At 56.5% G+C, this 20,404-nt stretch carries 20 protein-coding genes, 1 tRNA gene and 1 pseudogene; 19 read left to right on the forward strand and 3 right to left on the reverse strand.

Features of this window, described 5'->3' with window-relative positions; genetic code table 11:
• Nucleotides 1-129: 129 nt before the first annotated feature.
• The 6 genes from M1617_08255 to M1617_08280 all read left to right on the forward strand — a co-directional run bounded on the left by M1617_08255 (nucleotide 130) and on the right by M1617_08280 (nucleotide 4,901).
• The gene (locus M1617_08255) at nucleotides 130-1,167 is read left to right on the forward strand and encodes a type IV pilus twitching motility protein PilT (protein ID MCL5888258.1); all 1,038 of its coding nucleotides are present in this window, start codon (nucleotides 130-132) and stop codon (nucleotides 1,165-1,167) included.
• Between the two features lie 61 nt (nucleotides 1,168-1,228).
• Nucleotides 1,229-1,678 carry an OsmC family protein gene (locus M1617_08260; protein ID MCL5888259.1) on the forward strand — a complete coding sequence of 150 codons (450 nt, stop codon included), beginning with the start codon at nucleotides 1,229-1,231 and terminating at the stop codon, nucleotides 1,676-1,678.
• Entirely contained in the window at nucleotides 1,671-2,402 is a 732-nt protein-coding gene (locus tag M1617_08265; GenBank protein MCL5888260.1) for a glycosyltransferase family 2 protein, read from the forward strand. Before M1617_08260 ends, M1617_08265 begins: the two co-directional genes overlap by 8 nt.
• Nucleotides 2,399-3,079: a bacillithiol biosynthesis deacetylase BshB1 gene (bshB1, locus tag M1617_08270; protein MCL5888261.1), complete on the forward strand. Its 681-nt coding sequence runs from the start codon at nucleotides 2,399-2,401 to the stop codon at nucleotides 3,077-3,079. Before M1617_08265 ends, bshB1 begins: the two co-directional genes overlap by 4 nt.
• 12 nt (nucleotides 3,080-3,091) lie before the next feature.
• A complete protein-coding gene (locus tag M1617_08275) occupies nucleotides 3,092-4,684 on the forward strand; it encodes a hypothetical protein (protein MCL5888262.1) in 1,593 nt (530 codons plus the stop codon).
• 43 nt (nucleotides 4,685-4,727) lie between these two features.
• Nucleotides 4,728-4,901, forward strand: coding sequence for a 4Fe-4S binding protein (locus M1617_08280; protein MCL5888263.1), 174 nt, complete (start codon nucleotides 4,728-4,730; stop codon nucleotides 4,899-4,901).
• Between the two features lie 14 nt (nucleotides 4,902-4,915).
• Here the strand turns inward: M1617_08280 and M1617_08285 are convergent, their stop codons facing one another.
• Together M1617_08285 and M1617_08290 are read right to left on the reverse strand one after the other, a co-directional pair.
• A complete protein-coding gene (locus tag M1617_08285) occupies nucleotides 4,916-5,668 on the reverse strand; it encodes a glycerol-3-phosphate acyltransferase (GenBank protein MCL5888264.1) in 753 nt (250 codons plus the stop codon).
• The gene (locus M1617_08290; GenBank protein MCL5888265.1) at nucleotides 5,665-6,621 is read right to left on the reverse strand and encodes a diacylglycerol kinase family lipid kinase; all 957 of its coding nucleotides are present in this window, start codon (nucleotides 6,619-6,621) and stop codon (nucleotides 5,665-5,667) included. The genes M1617_08285 and M1617_08290 overlap by 4 nt, the downstream gene beginning before the upstream one ends.
• Before the next feature lie 53 nt (nucleotides 6,622-6,674).
• Between M1617_08290 and M1617_08295 the strand changes: the two genes are divergently transcribed.
• Nucleotides 6,675-6,750, forward strand: a tRNA-Arg gene (locus M1617_08295).
• Nucleotides 6,751-6,802: 52 nt separating this feature from the next.
• Here M1617_08295 and fusA read toward each other — a convergent pair.
• Nucleotides 6,803-8,866, reverse strand: coding sequence for an elongation factor G (gene fusA / locus M1617_08300; GenBank protein ID MCL5888266.1), 2,064 nt, complete (start codon nucleotides 8,864-8,866; stop codon nucleotides 6,803-6,805).
• Nucleotides 8,867-9,237: 371 nt separating this feature from the next.
• Between fusA and M1617_08305 the strand changes: the two genes are divergently transcribed.
• The 12 genes and pseudogenes from M1617_08305 (at nucleotide 9,238) to M1617_08360 (ending at nucleotide 20,397) form a co-directional block, all read left to right on the forward strand.
• Nucleotides 9,238-9,720, forward strand: coding sequence for a peptidylprolyl isomerase (locus tag M1617_08305; protein MCL5888267.1), 483 nt, complete (start codon nucleotides 9,238-9,240; stop codon nucleotides 9,718-9,720).
• Nucleotides 9,721-9,733: 13 nt separating this feature from the next.
• Nucleotides 9,734-11,104: a tetratricopeptide repeat protein gene (locus M1617_08310; protein ID MCL5888268.1), complete on the forward strand. Its 1,371-nt coding sequence runs from the start codon at nucleotides 9,734-9,736 to the stop codon at nucleotides 11,102-11,104.
• A 47-nt stretch (nucleotides 11,105-11,151) separates the two neighbouring features.
• Entirely contained in the window at nucleotides 11,152-11,568 is a 417-nt protein-coding gene (gene ndk, locus M1617_08315; GenBank protein MCL5888269.1) for a nucleoside-diphosphate kinase, read from the forward strand.
• A gap of 123 nt (nucleotides 11,569-11,691) precedes the next feature.
• Entirely contained in the window at nucleotides 11,692-12,993 is a 1,302-nt protein-coding gene (rsxC, locus tag M1617_08320) for an electron transport complex subunit RsxC (protein MCL5888270.1), read from the forward strand.
• Nucleotides 12,990-13,997: an RnfABCDGE type electron transport complex subunit D gene (locus M1617_08325; protein ID MCL5888271.1), complete on the forward strand. Its 1,008-nt coding sequence runs from the start codon at nucleotides 12,990-12,992 to the stop codon at nucleotides 13,995-13,997. The genes rsxC and M1617_08325 overlap by 4 nt, the downstream gene beginning before the upstream one ends.
• On the forward strand, nucleotides 13,990-14,598 hold the full coding sequence (locus M1617_08330) for an FMN-binding protein (protein MCL5888272.1): 609 nt from the start codon (nucleotides 13,990-13,992) through the stop codon (nucleotides 14,596-14,598). Before M1617_08325 ends, M1617_08330 begins: the two co-directional genes overlap by 8 nt.
• A complete protein-coding gene (gene rsxE, locus M1617_08335; protein MCL5888273.1) occupies nucleotides 14,595-15,260 on the forward strand; it encodes an electron transport complex subunit RsxE in 666 nt (221 codons plus the stop codon). The genes M1617_08330 and rsxE overlap by 4 nt, the downstream gene beginning before the upstream one ends.
• Nucleotides 15,261-15,265: 5 nt before the next feature.
• Nucleotides 15,266-15,880 carry an electron transport complex subunit RsxA gene (locus M1617_08340; protein MCL5888274.1) on the forward strand — a complete coding sequence of 205 codons (615 nt, stop codon included), beginning with the start codon at nucleotides 15,266-15,268 and terminating at the stop codon, nucleotides 15,878-15,880.
• Between the two features lie 994 nt (nucleotides 15,881-16,874).
• Complete coding sequence (locus M1617_08345) at nucleotides 16,875-17,153, forward strand: NusG domain II-containing protein (protein ID MCL5888275.1); 279 nt, start codon at nucleotides 16,875-16,877, stop codon at nucleotides 17,151-17,153.
• A gap of 629 nt (nucleotides 17,154-17,782) precedes the next feature.
• The gene (radC, locus tag M1617_08350; GenBank protein MCL5888276.1) at nucleotides 17,783-18,349 is read left to right on the forward strand and encodes a DNA repair protein RadC; all 567 of its coding nucleotides are present in this window, start codon (nucleotides 17,783-17,785) and stop codon (nucleotides 18,347-18,349) included.
• A 228-nt stretch (nucleotides 18,350-18,577) separates the two neighbouring features.
• Nucleotides 18,578-19,129, forward strand: a pseudogene (mreB, locus tag M1617_08355) (rod shape-determining protein MreB).
• Between the two features lie 269 nt (nucleotides 19,130-19,398).
• Nucleotides 19,399-20,397 (forward strand): rod shape-determining protein, encoded by a 999-nt coding sequence (locus M1617_08360; GenBank protein MCL5888277.1) that lies wholly within the window; start codon nucleotides 19,399-19,401, stop codon nucleotides 20,395-20,397.
• Nucleotides 20,398-20,404 lie beyond the last annotated feature (7 nt).

Below are 20,404 nucleotides of genomic sequence, written 5' to 3' on the forward strand. Positions count from 1 at the left end.
CCTCCAGCGGTCTCGCCGATACAGCCGGCTCCCGAAAGGAGCCCCGCGCCGGCTCCCGCTCCATCGCCCACTACGACCGCATCCCAGCCTGCAACAGACATTCCTCACGTTGACGACTTACTACGCCTGATGCTGGAAAGAAACGGATCCGACCTGCATGTCACCGTTGGAAGCCCCCCTGGTATCCGCATGCGGGGCGAGATCGTGCCTGTGGAGAACAGTAGGCCGCTTACGCCAAAAGACGTCCAGGCAATGATATTGAGCCTGTTATCAGAGGAGCAACGCAAGAAGTTCGACATGGAGCTCGAACTGGACTTTGCTTACAGTATCCCTGGTGTTTCTCGATTCAGAACCAATGTGTTCCAGCAAAGAAACTCTATCGGTGCTGTCTTCAGGGTGATTCCGCTATCCATACCTTCACTTGAGGACCTTGCGCTTCCTAAGGTAGCCAAGTTCCTTGCCGAGCGGCCCCGGGGATTGGTGCTCGTCACCGGTCCAACGGGCTCCGGAAAATCGACCACGCTTGCGGCCATGATTGATCATATCAACGCAACCAGGCCTCTACACATCATCACCATGGAGGACCCAATCGAGTTCATGCACCGCAACAAGAGAGCATACGTCAATCAGCGCGAAATCGGATCGGACAGCCACTCCTTTACCGCAGCACTGAAGCGAGTCCTCCGACAGGACCCTGATGTGATCCTTGTTGGTGAGATGCGAGACCTCGAGACAATCGCCGCAGCGATAACCGCTGCTGAGACCGGACACCTGGTCCTTGCCACGCTTCACACAACCGGTGGTCCTGAGACGATCGACCGCATTATCGACGTCTTCCCGCCACACCAGCAGCAACAGGTTCGTATGCAGCTGTCCAATACTCTTGAAGGCGTCCTGTCTCAGGTTCTGTTGAGGCACACCGATGGTCGCAGCAGGGTCATGGCGATGGAGATCATGCTAGGAATCCCTGCGATCCGAAATCTGATCCGTGAGGGCAAGACCCACCAGATGGCCACCATCATCCAGGGTGGCGGAGCAATGGGCATGCAGACTTTGGATCAGAACCTCAAGTCTTTGCTTCAAAGCGGGAAAATCACCTTCGAGGAGGCAGTGGGTAAAGCTCAGAACCCGCGTGAACTCGCAGCGATGGTCGGTCGCAAGTTGTAGGCAGAACCGACTGTCAGGGTATAACTGAACTAGGATCCCTTCGGCTAGAAAGCAGAGATATATGGACTTCGTGAAGGTAAGGTGGACCGATAAGAGGCAGTTCGTCGCCTGGGATTCTCCTGGACATACGGTGGTGATGGATGCCACTCAAGAATTTGGCGGCGAAGGTGCGGGAATGCGACCTCTGCAGGTCCTATTGGCGGGACTCGCCGGCTGCAGTGGGATGGATGTCATATCGATCCTCGAGAAAAAGCGCCAACAGGTTTCTGGGCTCGAAGTCCATGTCAACGCCCGTCAGCGTGAGGACGATTTTCCTCGGATATACGAGTGGGTCGAGTTGGAGTTCCGCGTCACCGGAATCGATGTCTCCGAGGAAGCCGTACGGCGTGCGATTGAGCTCTCGATGGAGAAGTACTGTTCGGTTTCTGGGATGTTAGGCCCGCAAGTCTCGCTGGAGACTCGCTTCACGGTGTTGGATGCGGCGGAGAGTCCCATAGACACCGATGGGTGAGGATTCCTCGGGTATCGCATCTTACTCGGCGGTCCTGATCCCGGTACACAACGAGGCAGCAACGTTAGCGTTTGTGCTCGATTCGGTTCGCGGTCACTTCGGGGGACCGGTTCTCGTCATAGACGACGGCTCCACGGATAGCACTTCCCAGATTCTTTCGTGCTTCGAATGGGTCGATGTCATCCGTCACTCAAATAACCTGGGATACGGCAAGGCTCTGGCTACTGCTTTTGCCTGGGCGGCCGAGAAGGGTCTCGACTCAGTGGTTACCATGGATTGCGACGGGCAACACGAGCCCGCACGAATTCCAGAGTTCTTAGCTGAGCTGTCCCAGGGTGCCGACATCATCTCTGGTAGCAGGTATCTACCCGAGAGCGTGGCAACTGGAGAGGCCCCCACAAGCAGGCAAGAGATCAATGCGAAGGTCACAGCAGTCATAAACGATCGGACGGGCTGGAGCCTCTCGGATGCATTTTGCGGATTCAAGGCCTACAGGATGGCCTCGATAGCGGGTGTCGAGTGGCAGGAGTCTGGGTACGGTTTCCCGCTCGAACTCTGGGCCCGAGCATATGCTAGACATCTCAGCGTACGAGAGATGCCTGTTGCGCGGATATACTGTGATCGCACCCGTAGCTTCGGCGCCGTCCTTGATAATCCAGAGGTCCGATACGACTATTACATGCGTGTGTGGAATGCGACGCTTTCAGAGGAGGGCATCCAGTGAGAAGAGTGGTTTGCATCGGAGCGCATCCCGATGACGTTGAGATCGGATTGGGCGGAACGATCGCCAGACTGGTCCAAGCGGGGACAAGCGTGACGATTGTCGATCTGACCGACGGCGAGCCCACCCCCTTCGGCACGCGAGAGATTCGAGCACGAGAAGCGGCTGAGGCTGCGGCAGTCCTAGGGGCAGAGCGAGTGACACTGAGTCTTCCCAACCGAGAGTTGGCGGATACCCCCGAGGCGCGCCGTGAGCTCGCCGAAGTTCTGAGGGACACACGGCCCGATGCTCTCTTCATCCCATATCCCGAGGACGCGCATCCGGATCACATCGCTGCTTCGCAGATTGCTCTTGCAGCTCGTTTCTGGTCGAAGCTAACCAAGACTGACATGCGCGGAGAGCCGCACTATCCGGCACGGGTGTATCGGCACATGGCAGTCCATCTGAAGATCATCAGGCCGCCGTCCTTCGTTCACGACATCACCGAACACCTTGATGTGAAGATGCGCGCTGTACGCTGCTACCGATCCCAGTTCGAATCCAATCCAGCGAACAGGCACCTCATCGATGCGATTGAGGCTTCAACTCGGATGTGGGGTGGCACCATCGGAGCCGTGGCTGGTGAGCCGATATTCGCGCTAGAGACCCTCGGTGTATCCGATCTGGGTGCCCTGATATAGGGAGGGGCCTCCATGAGTGAGCGTCAAAGTGTCCGCCCAGGCCATTCATCGCTCATTGTCGAGCCACCGGTGACCGAGTGGCCCACAATCGCCGCCGAGAACAGCCGACTCCTCGCAGACGGCGAATGTGTGGTTGCGGGTCAGCCCTTGGATCGCCTACGCGCCCTCGCTCGCCGAGAAGCGTTGGACCTTGCGCGAGCCTTCACCGCGCGCGCCGGGCTACCATCCGTCGCAGCGCACCACGAAAATCCCGAGGGCCCCTTGGTCGTCACTGGTCACCAGCCGATCCTGTGCAGCACTGGGGTCTGGTCGAAGTACTTCGCCCTATCGCACTTTGCGAAGCGCACCGGCGGCACTGGCATCGACTTGGTCATCGATTCGGACCGAGCCGGACCCATCGCTGTCGACGTCCCATCGTTAGGCGGGCGGCCGAGTATCGAATCCGTCGTCCTGTCACCTGGTAATCCAAATGGGTACTTCGCTGCGGTTCCAACTCCCGCCCATGTACAGGTCGAATCCTTCGGCGCTGAGGTTCTTTCGGCTCTGGGAGAGCTGCCGCACTCGGAAGCCCGGTTGAACTTCGAGGCCTTCCTATCGGCGCTTATGATCGCTTTACCACTTGCCGAAAACCTTGCGGAGTTGATGTCATTCACGAGACGCCACTTTGAGACGTCGGCCGGACTGAACTATCTTCAGCTACCGGTGACCGCGCTCTCGGAGACGCTTTCCTTCAGGAGCTTCGCGGCTGACATACTCACCCGAGCGGACGAGTTCGCCGCGGTGTACAACCAAGAGCTCGCGGTATTTCGCGGCACTCACAAGGTTCGCTCCGCCGCACAGCCAGTACCCGATCTTCGGCGAGATGAGAATGGGGTAGAGCTGCCGTTTTGGCTTCTGGTGGGCGGGGTGCGCCAACGCACGTTCGTCCGCCGGAGCGGGGGAGCGATCGAGCTTTTCACACAGGAGGAGGGCGGCGCCCACGTGATGCCCATCGCTACCGATGTGCTCAAACTCCAACTGGAGCACGTGAAACTTGTGCCCAAAGCCCTCATCATCACCATGTACACTCGTCTCCTCCTTGCCGACATGTTCATCCACGGCACCGGCGGTGCTCGCTACGACTCAGTGACTAATGCGATCATTCGGCGATTCTACGGAGTGGATTCACCGCACTTTGCTGTGACCAGCGTCCCCGCACCCTCGCCTTTCGTCTGTGGCGAGCCAGAACTGGAACAGAAGATCTCCGCTGCCGAAGACCGTCTGAAGACGCTAACGCGCCGTCCCGAGAGAGCGCTGTCCGCCATGCTCCTCGACCCCGATCACGTACCCGGGACCGCCGCATTGGAGCTGGTCAGCCAGAAACTCCGCATGGTTAGTGAGATAGCGAAGCCAGGTGCCGACAAGGCTTTGCTCGGGGAACGTATCCGTCACATAAATGAGCTACTCCGGGCGTCATTGCAAGATGAGGTAACCGCAGTCGAAGATCAGCTGGCTGGTCTTCGCGCAAGAGCGACGAAGGCAGCAATCCTCAGTGACCGGCGCTATCCGTACTGCTTCTTTGATCCCCGCGAGTACTCGCGAATGTTCGATAGAGCCGTGTTATGATACTTCCGATCTTGGTCCGGACTATTGAATGGAGCTGATGTAGATGGCGCTACCCGTGGTTGATGCGAGCCTATGTACCTCCTGTGGTATCTGTGTCGATGATTGCCCGATGGGCTGCTATGACATGGACGCGGTTGCAGTTCTGGCCCGCGAGGATGACTGTACAGAATGTGGAATCTGCGTCGACGCTTGCCCAGCAGGCGCAATCTCCATGTAGTTGATATTTTAGGGTTAGCCTCGGGGGCCGGAGTCATCGTTCACGTAGAGCCTAGGTTCATTTCCGCTGAGCAGTCCGATGAACCGGCGATGATGTGCAGCGTAGACTACGGCCCCCATGCTAGCCGCAAAGACCCAGTCCGCCGAACCTAGGAGGAGAGCCGAGGCGGGCAGAGTCACTGCAGCAGCAACTTGGCCTGCCATCATGTAGCGCGTCACAGCGATAGTCAGTAAGCCCACAACCAACACCAAGGCGAAGTAACGCCAGTCATAGGCGAGTAACGCGCCGCCGCCGGTCGCAAGCCCCTTGCCGGTACGCCCGAAACGCCGCTTGATGAGCGCGAACCAAAGCGAGTAGTTGTGGCCTAGCACCGATCCCGCAACAGCAAGCATCGGCAACGCCACCAGCCCAATCAAGGCCCAGACAACACCTTCCGAGACACCCGGATTAATCGCCTCCATGTGCTGCGTCCATGGGGCGAAGAAAGAGCCTGTGCTTCCGGCAAGACTGATGGCCACCAGTTTGGCGAGAGCCACAGGAGCGAATCCCTTGAGCGCGTCTGAGATCATAGCGGCAGAGAACCACCCCCATGATCCGGTTGAGCGACGTACGTTCATCGCTCCGACGTTACCCGATCCCCGCTCTGAGACGTCTTGCCCTGTGACTCGACGGACGATGATATATGCGAACGGGATACTGCCGATCATGTAGGAGGCCACGAGTGTCAGCAATAGAATGAAAGGTAGCCAAGCCACGTAGTCGGTCACTCTACGCCTGCCAGGGGAACGATGTATTCAATCGCTGAAGGCAGCATGGTGATTGTGTAGCTGCGCCGCAAGAACACTTCGCCATCGATCTGAGCCGGCAAAGGCGTCGGGCTATCTATGACAATGGACTGATGCCGACTCATCGTCACGGGAGCCATCTTGGTGTGCTTGCCCACAACCACGAATGGTAGTCTGATCAGGGTCTGAAGAAGCGACAGAGGGGCGATGGTGCAGGTGTCGAAGAGGCCGTCATCGGGTATGGAGTCGGGCGTGATTGCAAAACCGCCGCCGTAAGTAGGACCGTTGGTCACGGCCATCAGGAGGATCTCGACTTCACTTGACTCCCGGGAATCCACAGTCAATGTGAACCGATAACTTTTGAGTTGCTTGAAGAGGATGTAGACCAGCGATAATAGGTACAAGGGGAGGCCAGATAGGGGAGTAGTGGCCTTGAACTCGACGGCTTTTGCGGTCACCTCGGCATCCAGCCCTATCGCGAAGCTGTTGTTGAAGTACATGTCGTTACAGCGACCTAGATCGTATCGCCTGCGGACTCCGGAGCGTAGCACCATGATTGCCGAAGTGAGCCCCTTGGGGATGCCTAGGGTACGACATGTGTCGTTACCTGAACCGATCGGAAGGATTCCCAGCGCCGGCCGTGTCGGCGCATCGATTTGCATGAGTCCATTGACGACCTCATGGACGGTACCGTCACCGCCTACTGCGACGACGATGTCGTGACCGGCGGCTTGTGCAGCGAGAGTCTTCGCGTGTCCGACTCCGGTGGTGAGTTGAACCGAAAAATCCTGATCGTGAAGCAGGCGCTCGATTACAGGCAGCAGTTTGAGACCCCTGCCATGATTGGCAGCTGGATTGAGTATGAGCAACATCCGGCCCGGATTCAAGCAGATGACTCCTGTGACTGCACCGACGAACTGACGGACACACCGCAACTAGAACGCACTCGATGAGTATGATACTCTGCGTGAGCGTTTCGCATCAATGAGCCCTCTTAGCTCAGCGGATAGAGCGTCTGCCTCCGGAGCAGAAGGCCGCAGGTTCGAGTCCTGCAGAGGGCACCATCGATTTCTCATTTCCTTTCGCGACCGGCCTTGTGCAGGCCCAGCTAGGTCGTCAGTGACCTTCCGCTCGCTCCTTGTTGTACTTCTCAATGATCTTGGATGCGATCTCGTGTGGGACCTGCTCATACGTGTCGACGGTGATCGAATACTGACCCGTACCGCTGGTGATCGACCTCAGTGTCTGCGAGTAGTGGACGACCTCGGCGTATGGAGCCTGCGCCTTGATCGCTTGGTAGCCGGGCCTTGGGGAGTCCATTCCCAAGATTCTTCCTCGGATAGAAGAGATGTCGCCCATCACCGCCCCTGAATACTCGTCGGGTACGGTTATGGTCATTGTCGCGATGGGCTCGAGCAACACCATGTCGGCCTTCGCGGCGGCGGCCCGGAATCCGATGCGAGCGGCTGTGCGAAACGCCATCTCGTTCGAGTCGACGCTGTGATAGCTGCCGTCGAAGACTGCCACTTTGACATCGACCACGGGGTATCCAGCGAGCACCCCTTCGGCCATCGTCGATTGGACGCCCTTATCTACGGCTGGTATGAACTGCCGAGGAATTCGCCCGCCGACGATTTCGTCGATGAATTCGTAGCCCCCGCCGGGGTTGGGCTCGAGCCTGAGCCAGCAGTCAGCGAACTGTCCGGAGCCGCCGGTCTGCTTCTTGTGGCGGCCTTGGGCCTGGGAGGTCTTGAGGATCGTCTCTCTGTAGGGCAATCTGAGGTCGGCTACCTCCGCGTCAACATGGTATCTGTCATGGAGTCGACAAAGCAGTACATCGATCGCGGTTGCGCCAAGAGAATACATCACTGTCTGATGGGTCTCCTCGTCCCTGACAAGTGTGAGCGACGGATCTTCATCCGCGACCGCTCTCAAAGCGGTGCCGAGTTTGTCTTCGTCGGCTTTGGTTTTGGCGACAAGTGCCACTGGATACAGTGGGTCGGGGAGAGGCAGCGGGTTGAAGGCGATCGTGCCGGATAGAGACAGAGTGTCGTTGGTCCTGGTGTCAGAGAGCTTGGCTAGAACCGCGACATCGCCTGCGAACGCCGCATCAACATCCACGGTTTCCTTGCCGGTCATCCTGAATACGTGGGCGACGCGCTCCTTCTTGCCGGTTCTCGAGTTCAGCAACTCCATTCCAGGGACCAGCTTGCCCGAGACGATTTTGAGCAAAGAGAGGCGCCCCACGTAAGGGTCGGAGAGTGACTTGAACACATGAGCGGTGACTTCACCGTCCGCGCAGATAGGGATCTGCGCACCATCGGAAGTGTGTAGTGGTCCGTGTGCGGTGGGCTTGGGGAAGAACGTGACGATCTCATCCATCAAGTCCTCTATGCCTTGGAGGGTGATTGCAGAACCGATGAAGACAGGGATGAATATGCCCTTTGCGATCGCCTTGTCCAGTAGGCTCTCCAGCTCCTGTTGCGAGAGACGATCCCCCTCGAGGTACTTCTCCATGAGTTCGTCATCGGCTTCGGCTACGAGCTCGCACAGTGTGTCGCGGGCTGCCTCAGCGGCCTCGATATATTCGGCGGGGATGTCGGTGACTTCCTCGGCTTCGGCGGAGTGATGGTAGGACTTCATCCTTATGATATCGATGACCCCATAGAATTCAGCTGCATGACCAATGGGTATCTGAACAGGACCGACACGGTGGCCGAACTTGGTCCTGATAGCGTCCATTGCTGAATCGAAGTCTGCGTTCTCCTTGTCCAGGCGGTTGATGAAGACCGCTTTGGCGATTCCCATATCTTCGGCTATCTGCCAGAGACGTTCGGTCTGGACTTGTGGCCCGGCGACCGCATCAACTACGAACAATGCCATTTCGGCGGCTTCTATGCCGGCAATCGCATCTCCGATGAAGTCCGCGTATCCCGGCGTGTCTATCACATTGATCTTGATGCCTTTGTGCACCAGTTGGGCAAGCGAAAGGTTGATGGAAATCTTACGTTTGATCTCTTCGGCTTCGAAATCGAGACATGAGTTGCCGTCCGAGACGCTACCCAGTCGCTTCGTGGTTCCTGCGAGATGAAGCATGGCTTCTGCAAGAGAAGTCTTTCCTGCCCCCCCATGGCCAAGCAAGACAACATTTCGGATCATGTCGGTGTCTACCGCTTTCAACTGCATCTCCTCCTCAGAGCGTAGTGGCGGCAAGCACGCCTTCGGCGAGCTTGCGGTCGACCGAAAACCGAACAAAATGCAGACAACGTCAGCATACTCCTTATCTGAACAGGTTCACACTGTTAGAATGGCTCAAGTCCCCGCCTAGGCGTGGCCAGTGGTGTGGTGTTGAGTCGTAAGACGAAATCGGAGCAGACATGAAGATGAATGCAAGGCGGATTCTACCGATCGCATTGACGATGGTGCTTGTAGCGATGGTTCTATTGCTTCAAGGTTGCGCAAGTGGTCCGACCGATTCAACCGACACATCAGCCAACCAGCAAGCCCAGACTCCGGCAGAGGAAGTCCCGACCCAAGTAGAGGAGACACCGTTGTTCACTCCAACGTACATTCCAAACGGCACAGAGATAGCCGTGATCACCACGGACAAGGGCGTCATCAGAATAGACCTGCACTCCGAGCATGCTCCAAACCACGTCGCGTCCTTCATAGAGCTCGCCCAGAGTGGTTTTTATGACGGCACGAAGTTTCACAGGGTGGAACCCGGATTCGTGATTCAGGGAGGGGATCCGCTCTCCAGGACCGACGATCCCAGAGTCGGCACAGGTGGACCCGGCTACAGAGTGGCGGCGGAGTTCAATGAGCTGCCCCACCTTGACGGCACTTTGTCGATGGCCAGGTCACAGGATGTTGATTCCGCTGGGTCCCAGTTCTTCATCTGCTTGGGCCCCCAATCGTTCCTCGACGGGCAGTATACGGTCTTTGGGCAGGTTATCGAGGGTATGGAAGTCGTTCGTGCTATCACAAAGGGCGATGTCATGCGCTCCGTAGTCATCGAGAATGCCACCAAGTGAACTGGGAGCATCTGTGGATGAAGTCCGCTACAACGAAGCGCTGAAGCACTATAACGAGAAGGACTACCGTGCGGCAGCCAAGGGATTCTTGGCCGCAGCAGGCAGAGGGATTGAAGGAAATGGCCTCGCCTATCACATGGCAGGCAACTCGCTCCTTAAACTTCGCCGCTACACCGACGCCATTACAGTCTATGGCCATGCGCTGCGTGACGAGACCTACATGAAGACCGGGGCTGTCCACGCTAATCTGGCCACGGCGCACTCTGCCCAAGGAGACTACCAGCAGGCTGTGACATGTTTCCGCGAGGCACTGGCGGACGTTGGCTACACGCAGCAGTATCGGGCCCTCCAAGGAATGGCTGCCGCATTGTTGCAAATGGGCAAGGTTGAGGAGGCGGCAGTCTCTTATCGCCAGGCTGCCTTGGATGCCGATAATCCTGATCCAGGTAAGGCGCTCAACAACCTCGGCTTGTGCTTCATGGCGCTCGGTCGACCCGCTGATGCTGCAGAAGCATATAAGGCGGCACTAGGCTTCGACACTTACTCAAGCCGCGGCAAAGCGTTAGCAAATCTAGGAATGGCCTTCTCAGCGCTTGGTGAGCACAAAGACGCCCTCAAGTCGTTCGAAAAGGCCGTTGAGCTACACTCGTTCAAGCTGGGGCCTGCTGCGCTCGCTGCCATGGAGAACAGTAGAGCCGTCCTCGAAGAAGATGCGATCCCCAAGCGAGAGATAGTTGAGGGCTGGCGAACTGGTGAGCTCGATCCCGTGGCTGCCTCCGCTCAAGTCACGGGGCCCCTCGATGCGGCTGACCTACCCTCCCAAGCTGGTTCTGCACCCCTCGATTCACTACCGATCGTCGGCGATGAGGAGGATGGCGCCGAGACCGCCGAAGGCGACGTTTCGGCCTTTTTCGCTCGAACAGACGAAGAGATGAAGTTGATGGACAGAGCGGAGTCGAAGCGCAAGCGAAATGAGAAGGCAGGTGAGAACGGACCTTGGCGAAGAGTGGTCACGATTGTCAGCATCATCGTTGTTGTCGCCGGACTTGCTGCAGCTCTCTACTTTGCTGGATATGGCTTTCCGACTCAGATAATGACGGTGGGTGGGATGTTGGAGGCTCACGCCGAGGGACTCCCTGTTGAAGGCTATTGGGTTGCGGTACCATCGGCTGATGTAGCTGAAGAGATGGCGAAGCTGCCTCCTATTCAGGGGCATACGATCCAGGAGCTTGAACGCTCAGCCGCTCGGTCGTACGTCAAGATCACGGTCACTCCTCGGAGTGGGGAGCCCCTGAGGTACGAGATCACGATGCTCAGAGAGGGTGTCGGCTGGAGGGTCAGCGGTATCGCAAACAGGTGGAGTACCCCTGCTGATCGGCAGTAGGCCGCAGGCAGGTTTCGGACATAGTGGACTCACTGACGAGAGGAGTAGTGTTGAACCAGAGGACATACATCATGATAAAGCCGGACGCTGTAGCGAGGGGTCTTATCGCCCCAATCATCCAGCGCTTTGAGAATACAGGGCTCGTAATCGAGAGACTTGAGCTAGGCCGCCTCGAACTGGCTCAGGCCGAAGCGAACTACGAGGAGCATAAGGGCAAGTCATTCTATCCCGGCTTGATCGAGTACATCATGTCCGGCCCAGTTGTGAAGATGGTGTTGTCGGGACCTGATGCGGTAATGGTATGTCGTAAACTCATGGGCGCAACCAATCCTCGGGATGCAGCCCCTGGAACAATTCGCGGTGATTTCGGACTCGAAGTCGACGCAAACGTGGTTCACGGATCGGACTCACCTGAGGCCGCTGCGAGGGAGATCGATATATTTTTCGCCGGAAGCTGTCGCTGATTGGGGCTACGATGTCGGAGGGGTTGCCAAACCGTTCTCTGATGCGTGCAGGAATTACCCCTGACCTGATAGAACCTTAGTGATTATCGGTATGGGCTGTCCTGATGATCGGGTAGGGTCATAATGCGAAACAGAGGCTTCTTCGGCGGGATACACCCATCCAGTAAAAAGACTGGGTCGCGGGAGTCGGGTATCAGGCGACCCGCTTTGCCCCCAAGACTCCACGTGCCCCTAAGTCAGCACGTTGGTGCCCAGGCGATCCCAGTGGTTTCCTCGGGAGATACCGTCCTACGCGGGCAGGTCATCGGCGAAGCCCAGGGTTCGATCTCTGCACCTGTGCACTCGCCTGTGGACGGCGAGGTCACAGGTGTGTATGACATGCGTCTGGTGTCAGGTGCACGAGGGGCGGTATGTGAGATCGCCCCACGTGCTGAGCAGGACTGGACATCCTTCGTCAGGATCGACCCTTCAGACGATGTCTCGGAGACGGTTCGCATGGCAGGGATAGTCGGTATGGGTGGCGGCGCGTTTCCATCGAGCGTCAAATTGCACCGCTCACATGGAAAGCCCATCCACACAGTCATCGTCAACGGGTGCGAGTGCGAGCCCTACCTCACTTGCGATGATCGGCTGATGCGTGAATCGCCAGCTCGCATTTTGGCGGGGGCGCGGATACTGGGCAAGGCGATGGGTGCGCAGAGGGTCGTCATCGCCTTAGAGGACGACAAGCCCGAGGCTCGTGAGGCACTAGCGCAACATAATCAGCCCGACGTCGAGATAATTGTCTTCCCCGCGAGGTACCCTCAGGGTGCGGAGAAGCAATTGATCTACTCGATCACCCGCGAAGAGGTTCCTCATGGCAGGCTACCTGCGTCGGTGGGCGTTTTGGTCCATAACGTTGGTACAGCCGCTGCGATTGCTGATGCGGTACAACTTGGGAAACCGTTAATCGAGCGCGTTGTAACCATTTCCGGTCAAGTCGCCAACCCGTCCAACTTCCTAGCCCTCGTCGGCACCCCCATAAGCCATCTACTTTCCGAAGCGGGCGGCTTGAGCGCGGGGGTCTGCCGCATCATCGCTGGCGGCCCTATGACTGGGACTGCGGTGGCCGACCTTGATCTTCCGGTGGTCAAAGGAACATCCGGTCTAGTCGCGCTGACGCAGGCCGATCTTCCACCCGCGATTCATTCGGATCAACCATGCATCAGGTGCTCTAGGTGTGTCGATGCTTGTCCGATGCGTCTGCAGCCCTACGCCATCGGCATCCATGCCAACCGGGCAGACTGGGACGGGATCCAACGATTCGTGCCGTTGAGCTGCATCGAGTGCGGCTGCTGCGAGACGGTTTGTCCTACTCGAAGGCCTCTGATTCAGCTGATTCGGCGAGCCAAGCAGGTCTTGCTAGCCAAGGGAGTGGAAGCATGAGTGCCGATCCAGGTATTCGGACCTGGCACGTCGCTTCGTCTCCACATGTCGCGCAAGCGGTTTCGTGTCCTAAGATCATGTTCATAGTCATTGCAACGCTTTTGCCGGTCACCATATGGGTTGTCATGAACATGGGGATGTTGGCAGTTGGTGTACTGGTTGCGTGTATAGCCTCTTCGGTTGGCAGTGAGGCGTTATGGAACTGGATTGCCCGAAAACCGCAGACTATCACGGACGGGAGCGCCCTACTCACAGGCTTGCTTCTGGCTCTGACGATGCCCCCACGTACCCCCCTCTGGATTGCCGTCGCGGGCGGTATCGTCGCAATCTGTCTTGGAAAGATGCTGTTCGGGGGCTTGGGGTGGAATCTGTTCAATCCTGCGCTGGTGGGCAAGGCGTTCGTCGCGATATCGTGGACCGGCGTCTTGTCTGAACAGACTGTGCCCGGGGGTTGGTATAGGGGTATCGACGTCCCTGCCCCTGAAGGTCATGACGCCATCACCGGCGCGACCAGACTCGCAATTGCGGCCGCCGACAAAGCCGCATCAGGGGCCTATGGCTTCGAATCGAGTCAACACTACGCACCGCTTCTCTTTCGCAACCTTGAGGGCTCGCTTGGGGAGATATCGGCAGCCCTATTGATTTTAGGTGGCTTTGTCCTTATTGCCATGAGGATTATCGACTGGCGCATTCCAACGGGCTACATAGGAACGGCGGCGCTCTTGTCCTGGGTGCTCGGAGTCGATCCGATATTCCATGTGTTGGCCGGAGGACTTCTCCTTGGAGCCTTCTTTATGGCCACAGACTATGTCACATCGCCGATGACCAAACTCGGACGATTACTCTTCGGATGCGGCTGTGGCCTGATCAATATAGTAGCCCGACTCTATGGTCCCGGGCCCGAAGCGACCACATGGGCGATACTCTTCATGAACGGCTTGGTCCCACTCATTGACAGATTGACTGCCCCGCGCGTCTTCGGATGGAGGAAAAGGAATGGGTAGGGCACCTTCGACGCCCATAAGAATGGTAGCAACCGTTTTCATCACCTGCCTGCTTTCCGCCACTGCTCTCGCTTTCACTTATGAGGCGACTAGGGACAGGATCGCAGCCCAGGAGCGAATCGCGGAACAGAGGGCCCTCTCAGCTGTACTCGCTTCTGGTGAGAGATTCGAGAGACTCGAGGACGACATCTTGGCTAAAGCCGAAGAACACGCAGACAAGACTCCGGTAACTGGGGCTTGGAGGGCGTATGGCGCCGATGACGCGTTCGTCGGGTTCGCCATTCGCTTGTCACCGAGAGGGTATGGTGGCCCCGTACATATGGTGGTAGGACTGGATAGAGATGGGAAAGTCGCTGGCGTCAATATCGTTCAACATAGAGAAACACCGGGATTGGGGACCAAGATCATCACGGAGCAGTGGTTCGGAGAGCAGTTCATTGGTTGGAGTCCAGCAGAATTGTCGGCAGATCTCGATGCTTACGACACGATTACGGGGGCGACCAAGTCGGCGGATGCAGTCCGAGACGGCATCGTCGCTGCGATCAATGTCTACGATGGCGTTTTGCAGGGAGTTGAAGATGAAGGGGGTGAAGGAAGATGAGCGAATGGGTTGCGGTTTTCAGGCGCGGCCTCAGTTTGGATAACCCCTTGGTCGTGTTGATGATCGGGCTATGTCCGACACTCGCAGTATCCACCAAACTTGACGGCACCTTCTTCTTGGCACTCAGCGTTATGTTCGTACTTACTACTTCAAGTGTCCTGATTTCATTGATGCGAAGCGCCATTCCTGAATTGGTCCGAATCCCAGTCTTCATAGTGGTAATCGCCTCGTTCGTAACGATAGTCGATCTGACCCTTCAGGCGTACCTTCCGGATATCTATCGGTTTCTCGGTGTTTGGATTCCCTTGATAGTAGTCAACTGTCTCATTCTTGGACGAGCAGAGGCCTTTGCGTACCATAATCCTCCAAAGCTCGCGCTGGCAGATGGTCTAGGGATGGGGCTGGGGTTCGCAGCGGCCATTCTCCTGCTTGCTGGGATACGTGAGCTGGTGGGGAGCGGACAAATCGTTTTCATGGAGGCGACGTTGATCGAGCTTCCCGAGTGGTATCGTGCTCCAGGTGTGGTGATGTTGTTTCCGGGAGCGTTCATCGTTTTTGGGTTCATCATAGCCGGTATATCAGCCATCAATCGTAAGCTAAACTCGCGGACCACTCACCCTGTACCGTCGTGCACGATGTCCGAAGGCGGTGGAGCGAGATGACTGAGATGTTCACTCATTTCGCGTTACTCATTGTGGGCGGCGCACTGGTCAATAACATCCTTCTTACACGCTTTGTCGGTCTCTGTCCGTTTTTTGGTGTGTCTGGTTCGATGAAGGCTTCGGTTGGAATGGCCAGTGCGGTGATCTTCGTGATGATGCTCGCCTCGATCGCTACATGGATCTTTTGGAACTGGCTTCTGGTTCCGCTGGGTGTTGGCAACTTTCTGTATATCCCAGTGTTCATCTTGGTGATTGCCTCGCTGGTTCAATTCGTTGAGCTCTATTTGAAGAAAACGATTCCTGCCCTACACAGGGCCCTGGGAATCTACCTTCCCCTCATAACCACTAACTGTGCTGTGCTTGCGACAGCCACAGAATCGGTGAGGCCCGGATTCTTCAAGATGAATATTGACTACACTTTCACCTTTCCCGAAACAGTGGTTTATACGTTTGGGGTAGCATTGGGTTTCGGGTTCGCTCTCATTTCCTTCGCCGCCCTACGTGAGCGGCTAGATGTTGCGCCAGTCCCGCTTTTCATGAAGGGGGCACCAATATCGTTCATTACCGCCGGCCTCCTATCCTTCGGGTATGTGGGCTTGGCAGGACTTTTCGGCTTGTGATTGGGGCACCCGTGGACTACTCGCTCATACTGAAAGCGGCAGGCGCACTCAGTTTTGTAGGCCTACTGGCATCAGGAATGCTTGTGATTGCATCGAAGCGGTTTTCGGTAGAAGCGGATCCGCGGATTGAGAAGGTGCTTTCGGTATTGCCGGGGGCCAACTGCGGCGCATGTGGAAATCCATCCTGTTTTCTCGCCGCCGAACAGGTTGTCGATTCAAAGGCGCCCATCACCTTGTGCACTGCTGGGGGTCAAGGGGTTGCTGACGCCCTAGCAAGCGCGCTTGGTGTCGAGAAATGTGAGGTCGCAGTGCAAGTCAGTGCACGCTCGTGTGGGGGAGGCACAAACGCGAAGCGCCGTTTTTCTTACGCTGGACTGTCTTCTTGTAACGCGGTTGTTCGTGTGGCTGGCGGAGACCTGCATTGTGTCTCGGGATGTCTTGGGCGTGGAGATTGTGTAAAGGCCTGCCCCTTCGATGCAATCGTACTCGATCATCGAGGACTTCCGGTCGTAGACCCCCAAAAGTGCACCGGTTGTGGAGTCTGCATTGCTGAGTGCCCCCGCTCGCATAGTGGTTTACTGAAGATGATGGACGCCGAAAACGCTGTAGTAATCAGATGCTGTGCTACGGACAATGTGCGGGAGAGAAAGGACCAATGCAGCAAGTGCTGCATTGGGTGTGGCAAGTGTGCGAAGGTCTGCACAACGAATGCAATCGAAGTTCGTCAGGGGTTGGCCGCTATTGACTATCGGCTGTGCAACGGCTGCGAGGATTGCGTACAAGTGTGTCCTCGGAGGTGCATCGATCATGCGAACAGGAACTCGCCGACCGATTGGCTCATGTTCGATGGATTGGGACCGGTAGCTTCGGAAAGCTATGCGGATGGTCCCGGGAGCTCGATTCGATCATGACGCGAGCCGATATGATGTTAATCATTTTGCTAGCTACTCTCACTGTTGTCTCAATTCCGATGACTCATGTTATGGCGGGTCAGATGTCCGGCGACGTCGTCGCACTGACATCGCCTTACGGCAATGATTCCCTTGAGCTTCCATGGGACCCCGGTCGACGTGTCGATATCCAGGGAAGCATAGGCGCAGTTGTATTGGAGGCCACCGATGAGGGCATCAGGGTAGTGTCCTCAAGCTGTGGTGACCAACTTTGCCTCGAAGTGGGCGTGCTGTCTGCCGCCAATCCAATCGTATGCGCCCCCAATGGTGTCGCCGCATTTCTCGTAGATTCGCAGGGTGGTTTTGATGCTGTCTCTCGGTAGTCGACCCCACACCCTCGTAATGGCCGGTGCGCTCGTAGCGTTTGCCCTCTGTCTTGGGTTGGTTGAATCAACCGTGTTGCCATCCGCAGGAGTACCAGGATTTCGACTCGGTATCGCAAATGTGGCGATATTGTTGGCTTTTCCGTTGATCGGGCGGACCGGTGCGGGAATTGTGACTGTCGGGAAAATTCTGTTGGTCGCCATGGCCACTGGATCCGTTTTTGGCCCCGGACTTTACCTTGCTGCAGTAGGCGGTCTTGCGGCATATCTTTCGATGGCCGTCATGTGGTCACTGAATGATCGATTCTCGATAGTGGGCTGCTCCGTTGCTGGATCTGCCGCTCATGTACTGGGCCAACTGGGTGCTGTCGGACTTCTGATCGGCAATCCCGTTGCCTTCATGTTTATGCCCTACTTGCTGGGAGCATCGTTAGCTACAGGTTTCATCACTGCTCTGATTGCTCGCTCTCTCCTAAGGCACATCCCCTCACAGGCAATGTCGGTAGATTTATCGCAAGGTAGGAGGATGTGGAGTGACGCTACGTTTGATTTGGGGAGAAGGATCGGCTGAGTCTCATCTGGTAGAGGGGTATCCAGGGGCGGTCAGCGACGCTGGACTGATTTCAGTGATGCTAGGGAGCACTGATCCCAATGTTGTCGACACATTGATTAGCGCATACCCTACACCGGATTTACTCTGGCAGATATGTGCAGAAGACCTGACTTGCTTGCCGGGAATCGGACCTGCGAAGGCAGCAAGATTCTTGGCTTGCTTGGAAATGAGTCGCCGGACAGGGGCCTGGAGACAGGGAAACAAGCCAGTGATCTCGACCCCACGGGACGTCTTCGACTACTGCTGGCCGCTTCTTCGGGGTAGCGATCGTGAACGATTCTGCACCTTGGCGCTGGGAACAAAGAACCATTTGCTCAAGATGCAGGAGGTTTCCGTCGGTAGTTTGAACGCATCCATCGTCCATCCAAGAGAGTTGTTCAAGTTCGCTGTGCGGGCTTCGGCTGCATCAATCGTAGTCGTACACAACCATCCAAGCGGAGACCCAACTCCCTCAGGCGCAGACATTCAACTGACACATCGATTGACGAAGGCAGGCGATTTGCTAGGTATCGAGCTTCTTGACCATGTCATCATCGGTGATGGGGGCGAGTTCGCAAGCCTCAAGGAGTCTGGCCTCATATAGCCACAGCGGATTCTGGCTGCTAGATGTTGTCCTATCGTTGATGAAGTTGGTCGACGCTGTGCTAAACTAGGTTCGCGACGCATCCCCATGAGGCGTTATTGCTGATGCGACTCTCTTCTCCGACGACGTTTTTCGGACGGGGGAGCGCATTTTATTGCTGGGCAACGAAAGGAAGTGAAAGCGACTGTGTCGCTTATCGATATACTCTTCAACTCCATCGGCTGCGATATGGCCGTCGACCTCGGTACAGCGAACACTTTGGTATCGGTCAGAGGCAAAGGAATCGTTCTCACGGAACCCTCTGTTGTCGCTGTAGAAAAGGATACTAAAAGGGTGCTGGCAGTCGGAATGGAGGCCAAGCGAATGCTGGGTCGCACCCCCGGCAGTATCGTAGCTATCCGCCCACTCAAAGATGGCGTCATTGCAGACTTCGATGTCACTGAAGCGATGTTGCGGTATTTCATCAACCAGACCAGGGTGAAGAGATTCCCATGGCAACCCAAGCCCCGCGTGGTTGTGTGTGTTCCATCTGGTGTCACCGAAGTTGAGAAACGAGCGGTTTTTGAGGCAACCATGCAAGCGGGCGCAAGACAAGCCTTTCTTATCGAAGAGCCGATGGCTGCGGCCATCGGTGCAGGACTGCCGATTCAGGAGCCGACCGGCAATATGGTTGTCGATATTGGCGGCGGCACAACTGAGGTCGCCGTCATCTCACTGGGGGGAATAGTTGTTGCCCGGTCGATTCGCATAGCGGGCGATGAATTTGATGCATCGGTGATGGGGGCGAGTTCGCAAGCCTCAAGGAGTCTGGCCTCATATAGCCACAGCGGATTCTGGCTGCTAGATGTTGTCCTATCGTTGATGAAGTTGGTCGACGCTGTGCTAAACTAGGTTCGCGACGCATCCCCATGAGGCGTTATTGCTGATGCGACTCTCTTCTCCGACGACGTTTTTCGGACGGGGGAGCGCATTTTATTGCTGGGCAACGAAAGGAAGTGAAAGCGACTGTGTCGCTTATCGATATACTCTTCAACTCCATCGGCTGCGATATGGCCGTCGACCTCGGTACAGCGAACACTTTGGTATCGGTCAGAGGCAAAGGAATCGTTCTCACGGAACCCTCTGTTGTCGCTGTAGAAAAGGATACTAAAAGGGTGCTGGCAGTCGGAATGGAGGCCAAGCGAATGCTGGGTCGCACCCCCGGCAGTATCGTAGCTATCCGCCCACTCAAAGATGGCGTCATTGCAGACTTCGATGTCACTGAAGCGATGTTGCGGTATTTCATCAACCAGACCAGGGTGAAGAGATTCCCATGGCAACCCAAGCCCCGCGTGGTTGTGTGTGTTCCATCTGGTGTCACCGAAGTTGAGAAACGAGCGGTTTTTGAGGCAACCATGCAAGCGGGCGCAAGACAAGCCTTTCTTATCGAAGAGCCGATGGCTGCGGCCATCGGTGCAGGACTGCCGATTCAGGAGCCGACCGGCAATATGGTTGTCGATATTGGCGGCGGCACAACTGAGGTCGCCGTCATCTCACTGGGGGGAATAGTTGTTGCCCGGTCGATTCGCATAGCGGGCGATGAATTTGATGAGGCCATAATCAACCACGTCAAGCGCACTTACAACGTGCTTATAGGGGAGAGAACAGCAGAAGAGATCAAGTTTGAGATCGGAAGCGCCTGGCCGATGCTTGAGGAGATCGATGTCGAGATTCGCGGTCGTGATCTTCTCACAGGTCTCCCAAAGAATGTCACCATGGAGTCAGAGGAGATCAGAGAGGCGCTGGAAGAACCGGTTGTTGCGATCATAGATGCTGTCAAAGGCACTTTAGAGCGAACTCCTCCTGAGCTTGCCAGTGATCTCATGGAATACGGTATCGTCCTGACCGGCGGAGGCTCGTTACTAAAAGGCCTCGATGAGCGCCTTCGCAGCGAAACAGGTATGCCAGTTCATGTATCTGAAAACGCACTCACCAATGTTGTTGATGGATCGGCCATGGCACTTGAGGAGATAGACGCCCTCAAGAAGGTCTTGACCACCACACGTTAGGAAGCCA

The organism is Actinomycetota bacterium, assembly GCA_023488435.1.
Taxonomy (GTDB): Bacteria; Actinomycetota; Coriobacteriia; order Anaerosomatales; family UBA912; genus UBA912.

Excerpts from the sequence above, each read along its gene's own strand:
- M1617_08265 (MCL5888260.1), top strand. The coding sequence starts at position 1,671 with ATGGGTGAGGATTCCTCGGGTATCGCATCTTACTCGGCGGTCCTGATC.
- M1617_08345 (MCL5888275.1), top strand. The coding sequence starts at position 16,875 with ATGTCCGGCGACGTCGTCGCACTGACATCGCCTTACGGCAATGATTCC.
- M1617_08260 (MCL5888259.1), top strand. The coding sequence starts at position 1,229 with ATGGACTTCGTGAAGGTAAGGTGGACCGATAAGAGGCAGTTCGTCGCC.
- M1617_08340 (MCL5888274.1), top strand. The coding sequence starts at position 15,266 with ATGTTCACTCATTTCGCGTTACTCATTGTGGGCGGCGCACTGGTCAAT.
- rsxC (MCL5888270.1), top strand. The coding sequence starts at position 11,692 with ATGCGAAACAGAGGCTTCTTCGGCGGGATACACCCATCCAGTAAAAAG.
- M1617_08360 (MCL5888277.1), top strand. The coding sequence starts at position 19,399 with ATGGCCGTCGACCTCGGTACAGCGAACACTTTGGTATCGGTCAGAGGC.
- rsxE (MCL5888273.1), top strand. The coding sequence starts at position 14,595 with ATGAGCGAATGGGTTGCGGTTTTCAGGCGCGGCCTCAGTTTGGATAAC.
- M1617_08275 (MCL5888262.1), top strand. The coding sequence starts at position 3,092 with ATGAGTGAGCGTCAAAGTGTCCGCCCAGGCCATTCATCGCTCATTGTC.
- M1617_08255 (MCL5888258.1), top strand. The coding sequence starts at position 130 with ATGCTGGAAAGAAACGGATCCGACCTGCATGTCACCGTTGGAAGCCCC.
- radC (MCL5888276.1), top strand. The coding sequence starts at position 17,783 with ATGCTAGGGAGCACTGATCCCAATGTTGTCGACACATTGATTAGCGCA.
- M1617_08280 (MCL5888263.1), top strand. The coding sequence starts at position 4,728 with ATGGCGCTACCCGTGGTTGATGCGAGCCTATGTACCTCCTGTGGTATC.
- M1617_08330 (MCL5888272.1), top strand. The coding sequence starts at position 13,990 with ATGGGTAGGGCACCTTCGACGCCCATAAGAATGGTAGCAACCGTTTTC.
- M1617_08325 (MCL5888271.1), top strand. The coding sequence starts at position 12,990 with ATGAGTGCCGATCCAGGTATTCGGACCTGGCACGTCGCTTCGTCTCCA.